The sequence below is a fragment of the Sessilibacter corallicola genome (assembly GCF_021290925.1).
GTDB classification, from domain to species: Bacteria; Pseudomonadota; Gammaproteobacteria; order Pseudomonadales; family Cellvibrionaceae; genus Sessilibacter; species Sessilibacter corallicola.
The window spans coordinates 309,783-328,484 of record NZ_JAJSLX010000002.1 but is presented as its reverse complement, the minus strand read 5'-3'; the positions used below and the strand labels follow the sequence as shown (position 1 = coordinate 328,484).

The window sequence follows — 18,702 nt, the reverse complement described above, 5'->3', positions numbered from 1 at the left end:
AATAACTATGGTTTATGAAACTCTACGATCAGCACACATGATAACGCATGAACACGCAAGTTCATTATCGACAGTTGCCTGACAATCAAATTTCCAAATCCCACGTTTAACCGAAACAACTTTTGATTCAAGCTGTAAGCGATCACCTGGTGTTACTTGGCGACGGAAGCGCACGTTATCAACACCAGCAAACAAGTAGAGGGAGCCATCATCTGGGGTTTTTTCCAATGATTTAAAACCCAACACACCAGAAGCTTGAGCGAGCGCTTCGATGATCATGACGCCAGGAAAGATTGGTAATTGAGGGAAGTGGCCATTAAAAATATCTTCATTGGCAGAAATATTTTTATAAGCGATGATCGACTCGTTAGGTACCAATTCTACCACTCGGTCAACGAGCAAGAATGGGTAGCGGTGCGGCAAGTATTTACGAATTTCAATTACGTCCATCATCTCTTTTTGGCCTTACTGTTTTAACAATGGTGATTACCATTGGTTGTATCTTTAATCGTTTAATTTTTTCGCTAATCGATTTAGCACTCGAACGTACTCATCCAGCTTGCCTAAGCGAATGGCATTTTTTCGCCAAACATTAGCCGGTTGAAGCGGTACACCGGAAGAATAGACACCTGGTTCTAAAACGTCTGATGAAACCATGGTTTTTCCAGTAAAGTGGACGTTATCCACAATAGTCAGATGCCCGGCGAAGCCAACCATCCCCGCAACCGTACAATTAGCACCAATTTTTGTACTTCCTGCAACGCCTGACATTGCCGCAAATGCAGTATTTTTCCCAATAGAAACATTGTGAGCAATATGCACGTGGTTATCGAGTTTTACCCCGTCTTCTAAAACGGTGTCTCCTAAGGCGCCACGATCAACCGCAGTTGCTGATCCGATTTCTACATCATCTCCAATGCTCACGCCACCGAGTTGATGTATTTTCACCCAACCCTCTGAGCTGGGAGCAAAGCCGAATCCGTCAGCACCGATAACCGCAAAACTGTGTAATATGACTCGATCACCAATATCAACGTCATGGTAAACACTGACATTAGAATGGAGTAAACAATTTTTTCCAAGGGTTGTTCCTTGACCAATAAAACAACCCGAACCAATTTGAGTTTCGTCACCGACGACAACATGGTCCTCAATGACGGTATTCGCACCGATATAAACACGCTCACCAATGGTTGCGTTTGGTGCAACCGTTGCACTAGGGTGAATAAACGCTTCGGCTTTGGATGGAAAAGGATCAAAAAAACGCGTTGCTTTAGCGTAAGCCAAATAAGGATTATCGCTAATCAGTTTATTACCTACGTATTGCGAACTGTCAGCGACTTCTCTGGTTAAGATGACAGCCGCTGCCGATGTTGTAGATAACTGATCGATAAACGCTTTACGAGCAATGAATGCGATCTGCGTTTTATTGGCTGTTGCTAAAGGCGCGATCCCGGTGATCTCTATATTGTCATCACCTTCAACTGCCGCGCCGATAGACTGCGCAAGTTTACCAAGTAACATTAATCGTATTTGACCCAATCAATACAACAGCTTTTAGTTCGACTTATTTAATTTATCAGTCACTTTAGCTGTAATATCTGCATTAGCATCTGCGTAATACGCTTGAGATGCGTTAAGAACGATTGAAATACCTTCAGATGCGATAACTTCGTTCAAAGCAGCTTTTGTTTTTTCTTCAAATTCTTGCAGTAAACCGCGTACCGCAGCGTTTTGCTCAGCTTGTAATTTCTTTTGAGCAAGCTCTAAATCCGCACGCTTGTATTCTACTTGTTTGCGATGCTCGGTTTGTTGCTCTGCATTCCAAGTAATTCCTTTGGTTTGTTGCTCTTCGCGCAAACCTTGCAGCTCAGCCACTAAACCTTCGTAGCGCGCTTGCAAAGCGGCAAATTCAGGATCCGCGTTTAATGCAGCGCTCGCTTTTTTAGCAGCTTCAGTACTTAAAATGGCTCTTTCAAAGTTAAATACAGCCACTTTATCTTGGGCATTTACCCAAGCAGACATGAATGCACAAATGACAAAAGCAGAAACAGTTTTCAAATTCAACACAAGTAAAGCTCCTAGTTTTACGCCAGTTAAAAGTTATAGTAAAAACTCTTAACGCCAGTATTTATCTGATTCTTTTCTTACGACAGCGTTCAACCTTTCTCAGATACCTTCCATTGTTTGGCATCTTATTAAACAAAGATTTTACAAGCTGATTACCAACTTACGAGCACAGCGTCGATTACACATTAGGAGTAATCTTGTCATGCAACAAAACTGTTGGATTGAGCGTGTATTGGAATGCCGTATTCAAAGGCATAAAGCCGGGCGGCATTATGACCTTTGAAGCATGCAAGTTTCCACTCTTTATTGAAATTTATTCATAAAATTTCGAATAACGAGTGGTTTTGCTATGAAGACCACCTATTTTTAAAACAACTGCGTGACCGCTACTGTTCAAAACCCAGTGATTACCAGGCTTTGAATTCGGTAGAAGCCACAAAGGCTTTTAGAACGTGTTACCCAAAGAGAACTGGAAGAACTCGGTTTCATCGCCTTCTTGTTCTTGAATAGGCTTGGCGATACTGAACGTTAACGGACCAAAGCCTGTAATCCAAGTTAGGCCTATACCTACAGAAGCACTCAACTTGTCTAGGTCAACGTTGGAGCAGTTTTCTTGCAGTGGACCACAATCGGTATCAAAGATGTTACCGGCATCAACAAAGAACGCAGATTGCAAGGTTCTCTGATCTTTAATGAAAGGCAGTGGGAATAAGATTTCCGCGCCGAACTCAACTTTTACGTTACCACCGAAGGCATCGTCATCACGGGTGATTTGGGTATTTGCTAATTGCCCGGTTTCTTCATCGAGGATGTAAGCAAAATTATCGAGATCATCTGCGTCGCCATCACCGTCTAGATCAACACCAGTTAGAGCAACTGTGTCGTATCGGAAGGCAGGCGAACTTCGCGGTCCTAAGCTGTTGCGTTCGAATCCACGAACGGAGCCAAAACCACCGGCAAAGAAGTGCTCAAAAAACGGCAAATCTGAGGTATTGCCATAGGCATCGCCATAGCCTAATTCGGTGCGTAAACGCAGGGTTAAATCACGCGTTAGTGGTTTGAAGTATTGGGCGTTATAGGTGAGTTTAAAAAACTCTAGATCACTGCCCGGCGCAGTAACTTCAAACGAGAGTTGTTGAGAAGCACCACGAGTCGCCAATCGGCCTCGGTTAAGGGTTGATTGTCTCCAGCCCAACGTGAACGAAAACATATTGAAGTCATCGCCGTTTTGATCGACAAAACCCTCTGGGCTATCAACAAGAACATCGTCGCCCAATTGGAAGCTGATGGCTTCACCGAGATAGTCGTAGGGATCGACAACCCCGTTGGTTGTTTCACTGCCTGAATCAAACGCCGCTTGCTCACTGGCATCAATGATTCCGTCACCGTTTAAATCATCGACGAGGTCATCTTGAATATCGTTAATTTGGTCGAGCTGTTCTTGCGTGATGTAGGCTTGAACAAAGTCATCGTTTTCAAACAATCGAGGGCTTGCCTGAATCTCCTGAACCGCGAAGCTTCCGGTTTCGATGGAAATATTACTGAAACCAAAGCCATAGCTGATGCGAGAAATTTCAGAGGTTGGATAACCAAAGTTGACGGTTGCACCGTAGGAATCGGTGGTGAAGCTCGAAACGTTGAACTCGTTAAAGTCACGCTCACGCAAAAAGATACTGAAACCACGGCTAACACCGTCGGCGGTGAAGTATGGATCGTTGTAGTTAAAGCTGTATAACGTTTGGAACGTGCTTCGACTTAGAGAGAAGCCAACGGATTTACCCGATCCAAACCAGTTGTCTTGTTGCACATTGGCACCGAGCGTTAAACCTGTGCCTTGAGCAAAACCGAGGCTTGCACCAACGCTGCCTGAAGGCTGTTCTTCAACGGTGTATTCAACATCAACCAAATCAGCGCTGCCCGGAACCTCTTGGGTGTCAACGTCTACTTGCTTGAAAAACCCGAGACGCTCCAATCGAACTTTAGATTGCTCGATTGCAGCCGTGGAAGCAGAGCCGCCTTCCATCTGACGCATTTCTCGGCGAAGTACTTCATCGGATGTTCTGGTGTTGCCCCTAAACTCAATGCGACGAACATAGGCTCGCTGGCCAGGATCAACAAAAAAGGTAACTTTAACGGTGTTATCTTCGTCATCTCGCTCTGGAATTCCGCGAACTTCCGCAAAGGTATAACCCTCGTTGCCCAGTCGACGAGTGATGTACTCTGAAGTTGTGGTCATTAGGACTTGCGAGAAGCTCTGACCTTCTCTCATTAAAATCAAACGACGAATGATATTTTCGTCAACGACCAAATCACCCGCTAAATCAACTTCGCTGACGGTGTAGACATCACCTTCGGTGATATTTACCGTGATATAAACGGATTCTTTATCGGGGCTCAGTGATACTTGCGTGGAGTCGACACTAAACTTGAGATAACCGCGGTCAAGGTAATAGCTTTCTAGTCGCTCCAAGTCACCGGCCAGGCGCTCTTTTGCGTATTTGTTCTTGCTGGTAAACCAGTCAAATCGTCCTGCTGGGCCGAGTTCAAATAATTCCAACAGCTCTTTATCTGAAAACTTCTCGTTGCCAACAATATTTACGTGCTTAATTTTCGCAACTTTACCTTCATCAACATTGATGATCAGTTGAACTTGGTTGCGTGGCAATTCGATAACATCTGCGTCAACGCTGGCGCTGTATCTACCCTGAGCGACGTATTGACGCTCCAACTCTTGGGTTAAACCTTCTAGGGTTGCACGCTTAAAAATTTGTCCTTCAGAAAGGCCGTTATCGTTCAAACCAACGAGTAAGTCTTCGGTTTTGATGGCCTTGTTGCCTTCGATCGTAATGGAACTGATGGCAGGTCGTTCTTGGACGGCAATCACCAGTACGTTGCCGTCTTTGCCAATGGCAATGTCTTCGAAGAAACCTGTTCTAAACAGTGAACGACTCAGCTCTTGGATGTCGAGTTCTTCGACTGTATCGCCTACTTGAACCGGAAGCGCTGAGAAAACTGTTCCAGCGGAAACACGCTGCAGTCCTTGTACTCGAATATCATCAACACGAAATGTTTCGGCAAACACAGAGGCCGAAAACATGGAAACACAAACAGCGACAGGAAAAATAGAACGATTCATATACGACTTAATTAGGAAATAATTAATTTAAAATTGGGCATCTGTTGCGCAATTTATCACTATAGAAGCCCTTAAATTATAAAGAACTTATCCAAAATAACGGTTTTAAACGGGAAGATTAAACAATTGACCTTGAAACAGACGAACTAAATCGTTGTAGAAAGCCAAAATCATTACACCAGCAACAACAAATAACCCCAAGCGGTAACCAATGGCTTGGACACGCTCAGACAGAGGTTTGCCCTTTATCGCTTCGATGATGTAGTAAGTAAGGTGGCCGCCATCTAAAACTGGAATTGGCAACAGGTTAAATATCGCCAAGCTCACGCTCAATAAACCGAGCATTTTCAAAAAGTAGACAAAACCCGCTTCTGCCGAATCACCCGCCACTTTAGCAATGGTTAACGGACCACTCAGACTCTTGGTGGATATCTCGCCAACAATCAGCTTTTTCAAAGACAATAAAACAACGCCACTGGTTTCCCAGGTTTTTACCACACCTTCGACAAATGCTTCACCCACCGAAAAAGAGCGCTTTCTGACAGTGCCTTCGGGCCAAGATGGCGCATAGGGTGAAAAGCCGATACGGCCAATGGTCTTACCTTGATCATTGACAGCTTCAGGTTCGATGTCTAGATCGATCAACTGACCATCTCGCTCAACGGTAAAGCGAATCAATTCATTAGGACGGGTGGAAACGTATTCCACAAAAGCATTCCAATCACTGATAGGCTCTCCATCCAAAGCGACAAAGCGGTCGTCAATTTCGATTCCTGCTTTAAATGCGGGAGAATTCTCTTGAACGCTACCGACTACAGGTTCAACCTGCGGTCGAAAAATTTCGATACCCACCCCTGCAATTGGGTCGGGATCACTGGCACCTTTGAGCCATTCGTTCAGATAAGTGCTGGACTGATATTCCAAGTCTGAGTCTGAGTACTTGGTCTCAAACACAATTTCGCCCGACTCACCCAAACGTCGTACAAGCGCATGATTGACCGCTTCCCAGGTGGGTGTCGGTTCGCCATCGATGGAAATAATCTCTTGACCTGATTCTAGACGAGCACTCTCTGCAACACTGCTTGGCGTGACATCACCGATAATTGGCGCCAGGTAGGTTTGAGGAGTTAAGAAGACAGCCCAAAATAAAATGATTGCTAAAATCAGGTTGGCTATGGGACCGGCAGCAACAATTGCGATTCTTGCCCAAACCGACTTCTGTGTGAAAGCGTTTGACAGCTCCGCCGCTTCGACGGGCCCTTGGCGTTCATCCAACATTTTGACATAGCCACCCAATGGAATGGCCGCAATCGCGTATTCTGTACCGAGTTTGTCGTACCAGCGAATTAAAGGCTTACCAAAACCTATAGAAAATCGCTCTACTTTGACGCCACAACGCCGGGCAATGTAAAAATGGCCGAATTCGTGGAAAGTAACTAATACCCCTAATGCAACTAAAAACCAAAAGAGTGTCATTACAAATTTATTCTCAATTCCAATTTAATGGGTTGTACGTTTTAATAAATTGTACGTTGTTATCCCGGATACAAGCGCTGTCGAGTTCTTTGATTAAAACCCGCAGATTATTTTCAATGTTGCCCGAGCAAAAGGCGCTCCATCAAGCACTGTCTATTTCAGCACCTACTATGTGGCTGCGTAATTGCCTGAAAGTTTCTTACTTTCCGCTTTCAGCTTCCTATCCTCGTTAGCTAGCGTAGTTAGCGCCTTCTACGCCAACACTCTTAATCATAGCCATGCTTGGTACGCGCCTGATATCTAAAAAGCCCATCACGGGCCCTTAAGTGTCAATAGTCGCTGCACTCACCGCAATGACGTTGGCGGCTCGCTTACCTAGTATTGCACCAGAAAAATTAACTTACTATTAATCAACGCGTGATTAAACTCTTAGCAACCACTCGAGCTTCGGAATCAATCGCCACAATCTCTTCAAGGTCGGTAGTTACCGGTGACGCCACCTTCGACATTGTATTCTCTACAACCGTCGCTATTTCAGTAAAACGGATGGCATTATTCAAAAATGCATCCACCGCTATTTCATTGGCTGCGTTCATGACCGCAGCAAGTGTCGAATCTTCTCTTGCAGCCGTCATCGCTAAGCGCAAACACGGAAATCGCTCAAAATCTGGTTCTTCAAAATCTAATCGCGCCACAGAGAAAAGGTCGAGCGGTTTTACACCCGATTGTACACGTTGTGGCCACGCTAATGCATGCGCAATTGGCGTGCGCATGTCAGGATTTCCCATCTGAGCCAACGTAGAACCATCTGCGTACTGGACCATGGAATGAATCACACTCTGAGGATGTATAACCACCTGAATTTGATCGACTTGCGCATCGAACATCCAGCGCGCTTCGATGAACTCTAAACCTTTGTTCATCATTGAGGCACTATCCACCGAAATTTTTCGCCCCATAGACCAATTTGGGTGCGCACAAGCTTGATCAGGGGTCACAAATTTAAGCTCGTCGACAGGGTATGAACGGAAAGGTCCGCCAGACGCGGTTAGGAGTATTTTCTCAACACCCGCACCGTGAAGAGTTTGATAGCTCTGCGGCAGGCATTGAAAAATGGCGTTGTGCTCACTGTCGAGAGGCAGCAAGGTTGCGTTATGGTCTTTAACAGCGTCCATAAACGCTTTACCAGCCATAACTAAAGATTCTTTATTGGCTAAGAGGATCTTTTTGCCAGACTTAACGGCGGCCATCGTCGGAAACAAACCGACAGAGCCAACAATGGCAGAGACAATAGTGTCGACGTCTTCATGCCGAGAGACAAACACCAACCCGTCAAGGCCGGCCAACGCTTGAGAACCGCAACCACTCGCCGATAACTTAGCTTGTAGTTCATCGAGACGGGTGCCGTCACTGATGACTGCGTATTGAGGTTTAAACTCAACACATTGTTTAACCAACGCATCGACACTTGAGTGAGCTGTTAGTGCGAAAACTTGATACCGCTGTTCATGTCGCTTGATGACATCTAGCGTGCTGCAGCCGATGGAACCTGTTGAACCTAAAACTGTAATCTGCTGCATAATGCAAAACCTTAAATGACTTACTTAAACATTCGATCAACGCATCCTTGGTTTAATCTTTACACACTCAATGTAACTTTTGGTGCTTAACAACAGCAGTAAACTCGCATTCCATCCATGATTCAACCACAGTCGCCTCGACTCAATAATTGTCTGCCGAATCACTTTCAGCAAATCAAAAGAGTCAGAGATGATGGTTTAGAGTGCCGAAATACCGATACCTAACACCAGTATCATCAACGTAAATACCGGTACAGCAGCAGTGATTCCGTCAACTCTATCTAAGACACCGCCATGACCAGGGAAAAGCAAGCCACTATCCTTAACGCCTCGGTGCCTTTTCACCATACTTTCGAGCAAATCTCCCAACACAGAGATACACGCCGTTGGTATGGCCAGCAGAAGCAGAGAGAATCGCTGATCTGGCAACCACAACTGACCAACAATCAAAGCCAGCAAGATCGCAGCAGCAAGCCCACCGAAAACGCCTTCCCAAGATTTAGCGGGGCTGACGGTCTCAGCCAAGCGGGTTTTGCCGAACTTTCTGCCGACAAAATAGGCGCCAATGTCGGCGCTGGCAACGATAGACACCAGAAGAAGGATCAACCAGCTGCCGTATTCTTGAGATCGTAAAAATATTAATCCGATCCAAGTCGGCACAAGAACAAAGACGCCGATCAATAGAATTGTCCAGGATCGCCCCCAAAAACTGGTGCTTGCGGGGTAACCTTTGACCATGGCCAACGCGACCAGCCACCAAGCCATCGCTATGACCACAAAGTAACTGAGCTTCGAGTGGGCAATGCCTTCGAGATTGTCGTCCATGCCGACAAGCACCGCACAGAGCGACACCACGACAAACAAAAAACATACGTAGGAAAATTTTCGATGACGGCGGGTTAAACCTGCCAATGCAGCCCATTCCCAAGCAGCTACCGCTGTCCCGAGAGTCACGAAAATCATAAACCCAACTTTCGAAAATAAGGCCGCAATAAAGACTAGTGCCATTATGATTGCACTAGTTACTCGCTCTTTAAGCACTAGCTATCCCTGAATTATTTTTATTTTCGGGTTCTCGCCCACCAAATCGGCGCTGGCGACAATAGAAATTGGCAACCGCCTTTTTCAGCTCCACACCGTCAAAGTCAGGCCAAAAAACGTCGGTAAAGTAGAACTCGGCGTAGGCACTTTGCCAAAGCAAGAAATTGCTTATTCGGTACTCACCACCGGTACGAATCAATAGATCCAATGGCGGCAAATCCGATAACGCCGTGTAGGGTTCAATCATGGAGGAATCGATTGAGTCGGGATCAATCTCGCCAGCCACCGCTTTTTGGGCTAAAGACTTTGCCGCTTGAGCAATATCCCATTTGCCGCCGTAGTCGGCCGCGATGACTAGGGTTCTTTCGCCACCGTCGGTTATCGACTCAGCCTCAGCCATCGCTTGTTGAATTCGAGGACTGAAGCGGTCGCGACTGCCGATGATACGCACCGAAACGTTTTCATCGCGCAGCTTTCGAGCTTCTTTGCGCAGATAGCCTAAGAATAAGCTCATCAGCGCATTCACTTCCGAAGGAGGTCTGCGCCAGTTTTCACTGCTAAAAGCAAAGACGGTTAAAACCTCAACGCCCTCTTCTACGCATGCGCGCAGTACATCCCTGATACGTTCAACTCCCGCTTTGTGACCAGAAGCAGCCAGCATTCCTCGCTGCTTAGCCCAACGGCTGTTGCCATCCATAATTATGGCGATGTGTTTTAACGTTTCGCTCGTCACGCGGACCCCAAACTGTGAGCTGACAACTCAGTCAATTAAATTTCCATTAAGTCCTTTTCTTTATCTGCTAAAGCACTATCCACTTGAGCGATAAATTTATCGGTAATTTTTTGAACGTCATCTGCACCTTTACGCTCTTCATCTTCACCGATTTCTTTTTCTTTTTGCAGACTTTTTAATTCACTGATGGAATCACGACGAATATTTCGAATCGAAACACGCGCTTGTTCTGCCTCTGCACGCGCAGTCTTGATAAAACCTTTACGGGTTTCTTCCGTCAGCGGTGGCATAGGTAAACGAATCAATTCACCCGTCGTGGACGGATTCAAGCCCAGGTCGGATTTCATGATGGCTTTTTCAATCTCAGGAACCAATGACTTGTCCCAAGCTGAAATTGACAAGGTTCTTGCATCCAATACAGAAACATTAGCCGCCTGTGATAAAGGCGTATCTGAGCCGTAATAATTGACGGTAATACCATCCAATAAACTTGGGTGAGCACGACCGGTACGAATCTTGTTGAAATTGTGGCCTAGTGCTTCAATAGACTTCGCCATGCGAGTCTCTGCGTCTTGTAAAATCTCACTGATCATTTTTGAACTCTCTATTTAGAAGACAGTAATCTACTCAGCTGGTCGACTTTGCTCAACCAGGGTACCTTCACTACCTCCAGTCATAATATTTAGTAGCGCACCGGCCTTGTCCATTTGGAAAACACGCAAAGGCAGGTTTTGCTCTTGGCACAAACAAATTGCGGTTAAATCCATAACGCCAAGTTTTTTCGTTAACACTTCATCGAAGCTCAGACGATCGTATTTAACGGCCGTTGGATCTTTCATTGGATCAGCGGTATAGACACCATCTACTTTGGTTGCTTTTAGAACCAAATCAGCTTCAACTTCAATGCCACGCAGGCAAGCGGCTGAATCTGTGGTGAAAAATGGGTTGCCGGTACCGGCTGAGAAAATAACGACTTCGCCTGACTCTAATAGACGAATGGCTTTTCGACGATCGTAATGTTCGACAACACCACTCATAGGAATCGCTGACATCACGCTACAATTAATATTGGAACGCTCCAGCGCATCACGCATCGCCAAGGCATTCATTACCGTTGCGAGCATACCCATGTGGTCGCCGGTGACACGATCAAGACCCGCAGCACTCAGCGCTGCGCCTCGAAACAAATTACCACCACCGATTACAAGTCCAACTTGAACGCCAATACCGACAAGTTGACCAATTTCAAGAGCCATTTTATCGAGAACTTTAGGGTCAATTCCAAACCCCTCATCTCCCATCAATTGCTCACCGCTTAACTTCAATAAAATCCGTTTGTATTTTTTGTCCCGGGCTGTTGCCATGGTATCGCTCCGTTCCACCAAAAAAATTTGCGCGAAGTTTACCAGGAAGACTGATAAATTTCACAAGTCAATTTCTTGATTGGACATTCGCTTTATAAATGTAAATATTACTCGCAATATTTCTTGAGACTTAAAGACACATATCAACCAACACGATTGTCCAGGCAAAAAAAAAGCCGGAGAAAATCTCCAGCTTTTTTTCGATAGCTAAAACAACTTATTTAGTTGCATCGCTAACCTGTGCAGCAACTTCTGCAGCGAAATCGACTTCTTCTTTCTCGATGCCTTCGCCTACTTCTAAGCGAATGAACGCAGCAACTTCACCGCCAGCGTCTTTGGCCAATTGACCAACAGTAACATCTGGGTTTTTTACAAAAGGTTGTTGAGTCAAGCTGTTCTCTTTCAAGAACTTGTTGATACGACCAACCATCATTTTCTCAACGATTTGCTCTGGCTTACCCGCCATATCTGGTTGAGCTTTGATGATTTCTTTTTCTTTCTCTAACAAATCAGCAGGCATGTCTTCTGGTTTGTTAACACGAGGGTTAACAGCAGCAACGTGCATAGCGATGTCTTTTGCAACTTCGCCGTTTGCAGCAGTCAACTGAACCAACGCAGCAATGCGGTTGTTTGAGTGAACGTACACACCAACAGTGCCAGCGTCGCCAGTGATTTCAGAGGCGCGACGAACAGTGATGTTTTCACCAATCTTTTGAACAAGCTTCTCACGAGCATCTTCAAGGTCACCCGCCATAAGAGCAGCGATGTCGGTTTGCTTTTCAGAGAATGCTTTGTCTAAGACTGTGTTACAGAAAGCTAGGAAGCCTTCATCGCGAGCAACGAAGTCAGTTTCACTGTTAACTTCTAATACTAATGCGTAGCTGCCATCTTCACTTGCTTTAGCAAGAACAACACCGTCAGCAGCGGTACGATCAGCTTTCTTAGCAGCCTTCAAACCACTCGCTTTACGCAAGTTTTCGATGGCTAGATCGATGTCACCATCCGCTTCTTTAAGGGCTTTTTTACATTCCATCATACCGAGACCGGTACGCTCACGTAGATCTTTTACCAAAGATGCAGAAATCGCTGCCATCTTCCTAATCCTCACACAGATTCGATAATTAATTTTAAAAAAGGGGCCTACGCCCCTTTTTGGATACAGTCTGTCGCAGCCGTCTATCTAATGATGCGGGTTTATACCCTGCATATATTCCAAGAATATGACGGACCGACAACAAGCAATAAAACGTTATTTATTGCGCTGCTGCGTCAGACGCTTCTTCTACATATTCGTCTTTTGCAGGTGCTTGAGAAGTTGAATGACCTTCTAGGCAAGCATCAGCAATAGCGCTGGTGTACAACTTGATGGCACGGATTGCATCGTCGTTACCAGGAATTACGTAGTCAACACCTTCAGGGCTGCTGTTGGTATCAACGATTCCGATGACAGGAATACCAAGCTTGTTAGCTTCTTGAATAGCAATACGCTCGTGTTCAACGTCGATTACGAACAATGCATCTGGAAGACCGCCCATGTCTTTGATACCACCGATAGAACGATCTAGCTTGTCCATCATGCGAGTACGCATCAAAGCTTCTTTTTTGGTTAGCTTCTCGAAAGTACCGTCTTGGCTTTGAGCTTCTAGCTCACGATAGCGCTTGATTGAAGCACGAATGGTTTTGTAGTTGGTAAGCATACCACCCAACCAACGGTGACTTACGAACGGCTGGCCAGCGCGTTCTGCTTGCTCACGAATACTCTTTTGAGCTGCGCGCTTAGTACCAACAAACAGGATTTTCTTCTTAGAAGAAGCCATTTTGCGCACGATTTCCAATGCTTCGTTAAAAGCAGGAACGGTGTGCTCAAGGTTAATGATGTGAATTTTGTTACGAGCGCCGAAAATGAATTGATTCATTTTTGGGTTCCAGTAACGGGTTTGGTGACCAAAGTGGACACCGGCTTGCAACATATCGCGCATGCTTACTTGTGGCATAACTATTTCCTAGCTTATGGGTTAGGCCTCCATAAACCCCAATTTCCAACCTCGTAAGGCACCCAGGAAACCGTGTCGGTTTATGTGTGACATTGAATTTTTAAGGATTAAGCTCGATTGAGAACCTCAGCCCTTATCGAGCGCGGCTTTATACCACAAACAACCCTCAATAACCACTTATAATTGTTTTATACTGCGATGAATACGGTAGAAAAGAGATTTGAACGTAATCTCAAGGCATGAACAACAAGCCAAAGAGAACGCAGCAGGAAGACAAAAAACTACAATACTGAAACGACAGCCCTCTGATCATCGGTTTTTGCTACCGACACCTGAAGGGTTGGTTTATAATTCGTCGTTTTTAGACGCAAATCTGAGCAGAGAACACGCGTTAGGTTAATAGCAAACCATTCATCGACCAAACCCATGTTTGGTGGACATGAACCGATAAACCTAATAGTTGTAATACAGCGTATATCCGAGTTTGAGCCCAGATTAAACAACCAGTTTTAACCGGAAACAGCCAAAGGCAGCTTATGACTAATATAACCATCAAAACCCCTGAAGACATTGAAAAAATGCGCGTAGCCGGAAGAATGGCGGCAGAGGTTTTGGAAATGATCGGAGATTATGTCAAACCCGGCGTTTCAACAGGTGAGCTTGATCAAATCTGTCACGATTATATTGTTGAAGAACAAAAAGCGATACCGGCGTGCTTGGGCTACAAAGGCTTCCCAAAATCCATTTGTACGTCAGTTAACCATGTTATTTGTCACGGTATTCCTTCGGAGAAAAAAATTCTCAAAGACGGCGACATCATCAACATCGACGTTACCGTTATTTATGAAGGTTATCACGGCGACACCAGCAAAATGTTCTGTGTTGGCAAAGTAGCGCCGCACGCTGAGCGTTTAGTACAAGTCACTCAAGAGTGCATGTACAAAGGTATTGAGTTAGTTAAACCAGGCGCTCGCTTGGGCGATATTGGCCACGTCATTCAACGCCACGCGGAAAAAAACTACTACTCCGTTGTTCGTGAGTACTGTGGCCACGGCATCGGTAAACAATTCCACGAAGAACCTCAGATCCTCCATTACGGCCGCCCAGATACCGGAATGGAGCTGGTAGAAGGTATGGTGTTCACCATCGAGCCAATGATCAACGCCGGTAAACCTCAAACCAAACTGAAGAAAGACGGCTGGACTGTCGAGACAAAAGACGGTCGCTTATCCGCCCAGTGGGAACACACCATGGCTGTTACTGCCAACGGTGTCGAAGTGTTAACAGCCCGGTCTGAGGAACGGTTTTAGTGCTTGCTCCATATTTTGAAGAGCCGCTGGTTTTTTTCGATCAAGAAAAATTCAGAAAAAACCTAGCATCAAGCCCCAATTGCATCTCAGTATTCAAAGATGCGATTGCGCAAAACAATGCTCATTTTGATCACCGATTTCACGAAGGCGAACCCATTCGGCGCCTAATTCATGAACGAGCGTTGTTTATTGACTGCCTATTGCACTACGCTTGGCATCAGTTCGATTGGTCGGATCAAATCGGCTTACTCGCCGTTGGCGGTTATGGTCGAGGCGAACTGCACCCCCACTCCGACATCGATATTCTAATTCTCTTCGAAGAAGACACCATCGCCGATTTTTCCCAAAGTATTGAGCGCTTTGTTATGTTGCTTTGGGATATCGGTCTGGACATTGGTCACAGCGTTCGAACGGTTAAGCAATGCACCGAATTGGCAGCTGGTGATATCACTATCGTTACCAATTTGATGGAATCGCGCACCATTGTTGGCGTTCCTTACATGTGTCGAATGCTCAAAGACGCCATTGGTCCCGATAAAATCTGGTCGGCAAAAGAGTTCTTTAAAGCCAAACTCGAAGAACAAGAAAAGCGCCATCAGAAGTTTAACTTCACCGAATACAACCTCGAACCTAACATCAAAAATGCCCCCGGTGGCCTGAGAGATATTCAGACCCTCACCTGGGTCGTGCAACGGTTCTTTGGCATCAAGTCAATGAATCAGCTGGAAGGTCGTGAAGTTATTACCCCGAGAGAACTCGCCATTCTTAATGGCGGCGAAGAGTTTCTCTGGAAAGTCCGTTACGGCCTGCACATTCTTGCCGGCCGTCCCGAAGAGCGTCTACTGTTTAATTACCAGACCGAACTCGCGACCATGTTTGGTTACAGCAATTCGGAAAAACGACTCGCCGTTGAGCAGTTTATGCAATGGTACTATCGTGTTGTGTTATCACTTCGCGAACTCAATGATGTTCTGCTGCAATTTTTAAGTGAAGCCATTTTAGAAAAAGATGCACGCCAAGAAATTGTTCCTATTAACGAACGCTTTCAGCTGTGCAATAACTTTATTGAGGTCACCCACAACCGAGTGTTTGAGCAGTACCCTTCGGCACTGATTGAAATATTCGTACAAATGGGCAACAACCCCAATATCGAAGGAGTACGAGCAAGTACCATCCGCTTGATTCGCGAAAGTCGCAACTTAATCGATGATCAATTCCGAGCTACACCTCTACACCAGAGCTTGTTCGTTGCGTTATTAAAAGCCCCATTCGATTTATTCACTGTATTGCGTCGAATGATACGCTACGGAGTTCTCGGTCGTTACCTGCCAGAGTTCGGTCGAATCACCGGTCAAATGCAGCACGATTTGTTTCACATTTACACCGTTGACGCCCACACCCTCGAACTGGTAAAGATGCTGCAGCATTTTGCCCAGGCTGAAAGTCGCGAAACCTACCCAATTGCTCACTACATTTATCGCAATTTGCGCAAGCCCGAGCTTCTGTATATGGCAGGCTTGTACCACGATATAGGCAAAGGCCGCGGCGGCGATCACTCCACACTCGGAGCAAAAGACGCGTACCAATTCTGCAAACAACACAGTGTCAATCGCCGAGACACCAACTTAATTGTGTGGCTCGTAGAAAATCATTTACTGATGTCGTCGGTGTCACAAAAAGAAGATATTTCTGATCCAGGCGTTATCCATAACTTTGCCTTAAAAGTAGGTGATCAAAACCGTTTGGATTATCTCTACACCTTAACGGCGGCGGATATGACCGCGACCAATCCGAACATCTGGAATAATTGGCGCGCAAGCTTAATGCGACAACTCTACATGGAGACAAAACGTCTGTTACGTAGAGGTTTAGAGAATCCTGTCGACAAGCAAGACCTGATCGAAGAAACACAAATGTCGGCCATTTTAAAATTGGCAGACAAAGGTTTGAGTGAAGAAAACATTCGTAAGGTTTGGTCCGACATCAGCGAGGATTATTTTGTCCGCGAAACCCACATCGACATCGCGTGGCAAACTTTGGCAGTAGCAGAAGCAGACGATCCATCGTTAGTCGTTGCTTTCAGCCAAACCAATACATTCCACGATGAAGATGCGACTCAAATATTTATTCAAACCAGTAATCGCACCAACGTATTCGCCACAGCGGCACTTACCCTAGATTCTTTAAATCTAGATATTCAAGAAGCGCGGATTTACAACGCAAAATCCGGCATCACCATTAACAACTATTATGTGTTGGATCAAAACGGTAATCCGATCCAGCGCGACGATGAAACTCTCAACAACATCCAAGAAGCTTTAGTACGGGAAATTAGTCTCGCAACTGAAGACTCGAAAAGTATTCATCGCCGCACGCCTCGGGTTCTTAAACATTTCCGAATGCCGACACAAACCTCCATTAACAACGACTTGGTGAGCGGTCAAACGCTGCTTGAGGTTATTTCTCCTGACCGTCCCGGACTGCTGGCGCGAATCGGAGGAATTTTTATCGACCTAAAAATTCATCTTAACAGCGCCCGCATTTCCACTTTAGGCGAACGGGTTGAAGACGTTTTTTTATTGTCCGATGAGCAGGGAGAACCTTTAAGTGATCCGACCCTATGCGCAAAATTGCAGGAAGAAATTCAAAAGCAATTAGACGAGCAAAACCAAGAACAAGACGCCAAAGCGCTTGCATAAGTCCGTTATTTTTAGGCACTGCCAATGAATCCCAACATTGAATCACTCCACAGCTACCCATTTCAAAAGCTTGCCAAACTGAAAGAAGGAATTACGCCACCGGCGGAGCTAAATCCTATCTTTTTGTCTATCGGCGAGCCGAAACACGCGCCGCCCAAATTCGCCTTAGAAACCCTGAAAAATAATCTAGCATTTTTGAGCAACTACCCCGTAACCTCCGGTACACCAGAGCTGCGCGAAACCGCCGCACGCTGGTGTGAAAAACGGTACAGGCTGAACGAAAGCCAAGTTTCTGTGGATCAGGTGCTTTCTGTTAACGGAACCCGAGAAGCTCTATTTAGCATCGCTCAAGCAGTGATAGATCACGGTAAAACCACTGAAAAACCCGTGGTTATTTCTCCAAATCCGTTCTATCAAATTTATGAGGGTGCCGCGTTATTAGCAAACGCAGAGCCGTACTATTTAAATTGTGATCGCGACAACCATTTTCTTCCAGACTTAAATTCTGTCCCTGATGACATCTGGGAGCGCTGCCAATTATTTTATTTTTGTAATCCGGGCAATCCAACCGGATCGGTTGCGCCGTTAGATTACTTACAACAGTTAATTAAATTATCAGAGAAGCACGATTTCATAATCGCCAGCGATGAGTGTTATTCAGAAATTTATTTTGATGAACCACCCGTTGGAATCTTAGAAGCGTGTAATACCTTAGGTAATACAGAGTTTAAACGCTGTATTGTTTTTCAAAGTCTTTCCAAGCGCTCTAACCTTCCTGGTTTACGCTCGGGATTTGTTGTCGGCGACAAACAACTGATTAGCAGTTATTTAAAATATCGGACGTATCACGGCTGTGCGATGCCAGTGCCGTCTCAACTGGCCAGCATTGACGCCTGGAACGATGAACGTCACGTAGAAGCCAACCGAAAAGCCTACAAAGAAAAATTCGATAAAGTTATTCCAATATTGAAACAAGCTTTTGACGTCATCAAACCCGATGCCGCTTTTTTTCTGTGGTTACCGGTACCTATTGACGAAGAAACTTTCACGCGTGAATTGTTTGCAAAGCAAAATGTAACGGTTTTGCCAGGCAGCTATTTAGCGCGTGACAGCAAAGGCCAAAACCCCGGTAAAAACTTTGTTCGCATCGCTTTAGTTGCCGAACTTGATGAATGTATCGAAGCAGCAAATCGCCTCGTCGAATTTGCTCAAGAACACTTGTAGTATTCATTAATCAAATGCCCTACGATGTTGGCTGCTTACCTAGTAGAGCACCCAACATCGCCTCGCCTATTTCAG

At 45.4% G+C, this 18,702-nt stretch carries 15 protein-coding genes; 3 read left to right on the top strand and 12 right to left on the bottom strand.

Annotated features, from left to right (window positions below; translation table 11 throughout):
• Nucleotides 1–12: 12 nt before the first annotated feature.
• The 12 genes from fabZ to rpsB form a co-directional block, all read right to left on the bottom strand.
• Nucleotides 13–453 (bottom strand): 3-hydroxyacyl-ACP dehydratase FabZ, encoded by a 441-nt coding sequence (gene fabZ, locus LU361_RS08750; protein WP_233088473.1) that lies wholly within the window; start codon nt 451–453, stop codon nt 13–15.
• 51 nt (nt 454–504) lie between these two features.
• Nucleotides 505–1,524 (bottom strand): UDP-3-O-(3-hydroxymyristoyl)glucosamine N-acyltransferase, encoded by a 1,020-nt coding sequence (lpxD, locus tag LU361_RS08745; RefSeq protein ID WP_233088472.1) that lies wholly within the window; start codon nt 1,522–1,524, stop codon nt 505–507.
• A gap of 33 nt (nt 1,525–1,557) precedes the next feature.
• On the bottom strand, nt 1,558–2,070 hold the full coding sequence (locus LU361_RS08740) for an OmpH/Skp family outer membrane protein (RefSeq protein ID WP_233088471.1): 513 nt from the start codon (nt 2,068–2,070) through the stop codon (nt 1,558–1,560).
• A gap of 445 nt (nt 2,071–2,515) precedes the next feature.
• On the bottom strand, nt 2,516–5,206 hold the full coding sequence (bamA, locus tag LU361_RS08735; protein WP_233088470.1) for an outer membrane protein assembly factor BamA: 2,691 nt from the start codon (nt 5,204–5,206) through the stop codon (nt 2,516–2,518).
• Between the two features lie 105 nt (nt 5,207–5,311).
• A complete protein-coding gene (gene rseP / locus LU361_RS08730; RefSeq protein WP_233088469.1) occupies nt 5,312–6,682 on the bottom strand; it encodes an RIP metalloprotease RseP in 1,371 nt (456 codons plus the stop codon).
• A 410-nt stretch (nt 6,683–7,092) separates the two neighbouring features.
• Entirely contained in the window at nt 7,093–8,262 is a 1,170-nt protein-coding gene (gene ispC / locus LU361_RS08725; RefSeq protein ID WP_233088468.1) for a 1-deoxy-D-xylulose-5-phosphate reductoisomerase, read from the bottom strand.
• Between the two features lie 198 nt (nt 8,263–8,460).
• Nucleotides 8,461–9,303 (bottom strand): phosphatidate cytidylyltransferase, encoded by an 843-nt coding sequence (locus LU361_RS08720; protein WP_350338007.1) that lies wholly within the window; start codon nt 9,301–9,303, stop codon nt 8,461–8,463.
• Nucleotides 9,296–10,036 (bottom strand): polyprenyl diphosphate synthase, encoded by a 741-nt coding sequence (gene uppS / locus LU361_RS08715; protein ID WP_350338006.1) that lies wholly within the window; start codon nt 10,034–10,036, stop codon nt 9,296–9,298. Before uppS ends, LU361_RS08720 begins: the two co-directional genes overlap by 8 nt.
• A 35-nt stretch (nt 10,037–10,071) precedes the next feature.
• Nucleotides 10,072–10,629 carry a ribosome recycling factor gene (gene frr, locus LU361_RS08710; protein WP_233088466.1) on the bottom strand — a complete coding sequence of 186 codons (558 nt, stop codon included), beginning with the start codon at nt 10,627–10,629 and terminating at the stop codon, nt 10,072–10,074.
• Nucleotides 10,630–10,659: 30 nt separating this feature from the next.
• Entirely contained in the window at nt 10,660–11,400 is a 741-nt protein-coding gene (gene pyrH / locus LU361_RS08705; RefSeq protein ID WP_233088465.1) for a UMP kinase, read from the bottom strand.
• Nucleotides 11,401–11,617: 217 nt separating this feature from the next.
• Complete coding sequence (gene tsf, locus LU361_RS08700; RefSeq protein WP_233088464.1) at nt 11,618–12,493, bottom strand: translation elongation factor Ts; 876 nt, start codon at nt 12,491–12,493, stop codon at nt 11,618–11,620.
• Nucleotides 12,494–12,653: 160 nt separating this feature from the next.
• Complete coding sequence (rpsB, locus tag LU361_RS08695) at nt 12,654–13,394, bottom strand: 30S ribosomal protein S2 (protein WP_233088463.1); 741 nt, start codon at nt 13,392–13,394, stop codon at nt 12,654–12,656.
• Between the two features lie 536 nt (nt 13,395–13,930).
• On the opposite strand from rpsB, the gene map reads away from it, so the two are divergent.
• From map to dapC, 3 genes are read left to right on the top strand one after another with little or no spacing between them, the layout of a single operon-like run.
• A complete protein-coding gene (gene map, locus LU361_RS08690; RefSeq protein ID WP_233088462.1) occupies nt 13,931–14,704 on the top strand; it encodes a type I methionyl aminopeptidase in 774 nt (257 codons plus the stop codon).
• The gene (locus LU361_RS08685) at nt 14,704–17,403 is read left to right on the top strand and encodes a [protein-PII] uridylyltransferase (RefSeq protein ID WP_233088461.1); all 2,700 of its coding nucleotides are present in this window, start codon (nt 14,704–14,706) and stop codon (nt 17,401–17,403) included. The genes map and LU361_RS08685 overlap by 1 nt, the downstream gene beginning before the upstream one ends.
• Nucleotides 17,404–17,427: 24 nt before the next feature.
• Complete coding sequence (gene dapC / locus LU361_RS08680) at nt 17,428–18,627, top strand: succinyldiaminopimelate transaminase (protein WP_233088460.1); 1,200 nt, start codon at nt 17,428–17,430, stop codon at nt 18,625–18,627.
• Nucleotides 18,628–18,702: the final 75 nt, after the last annotated feature.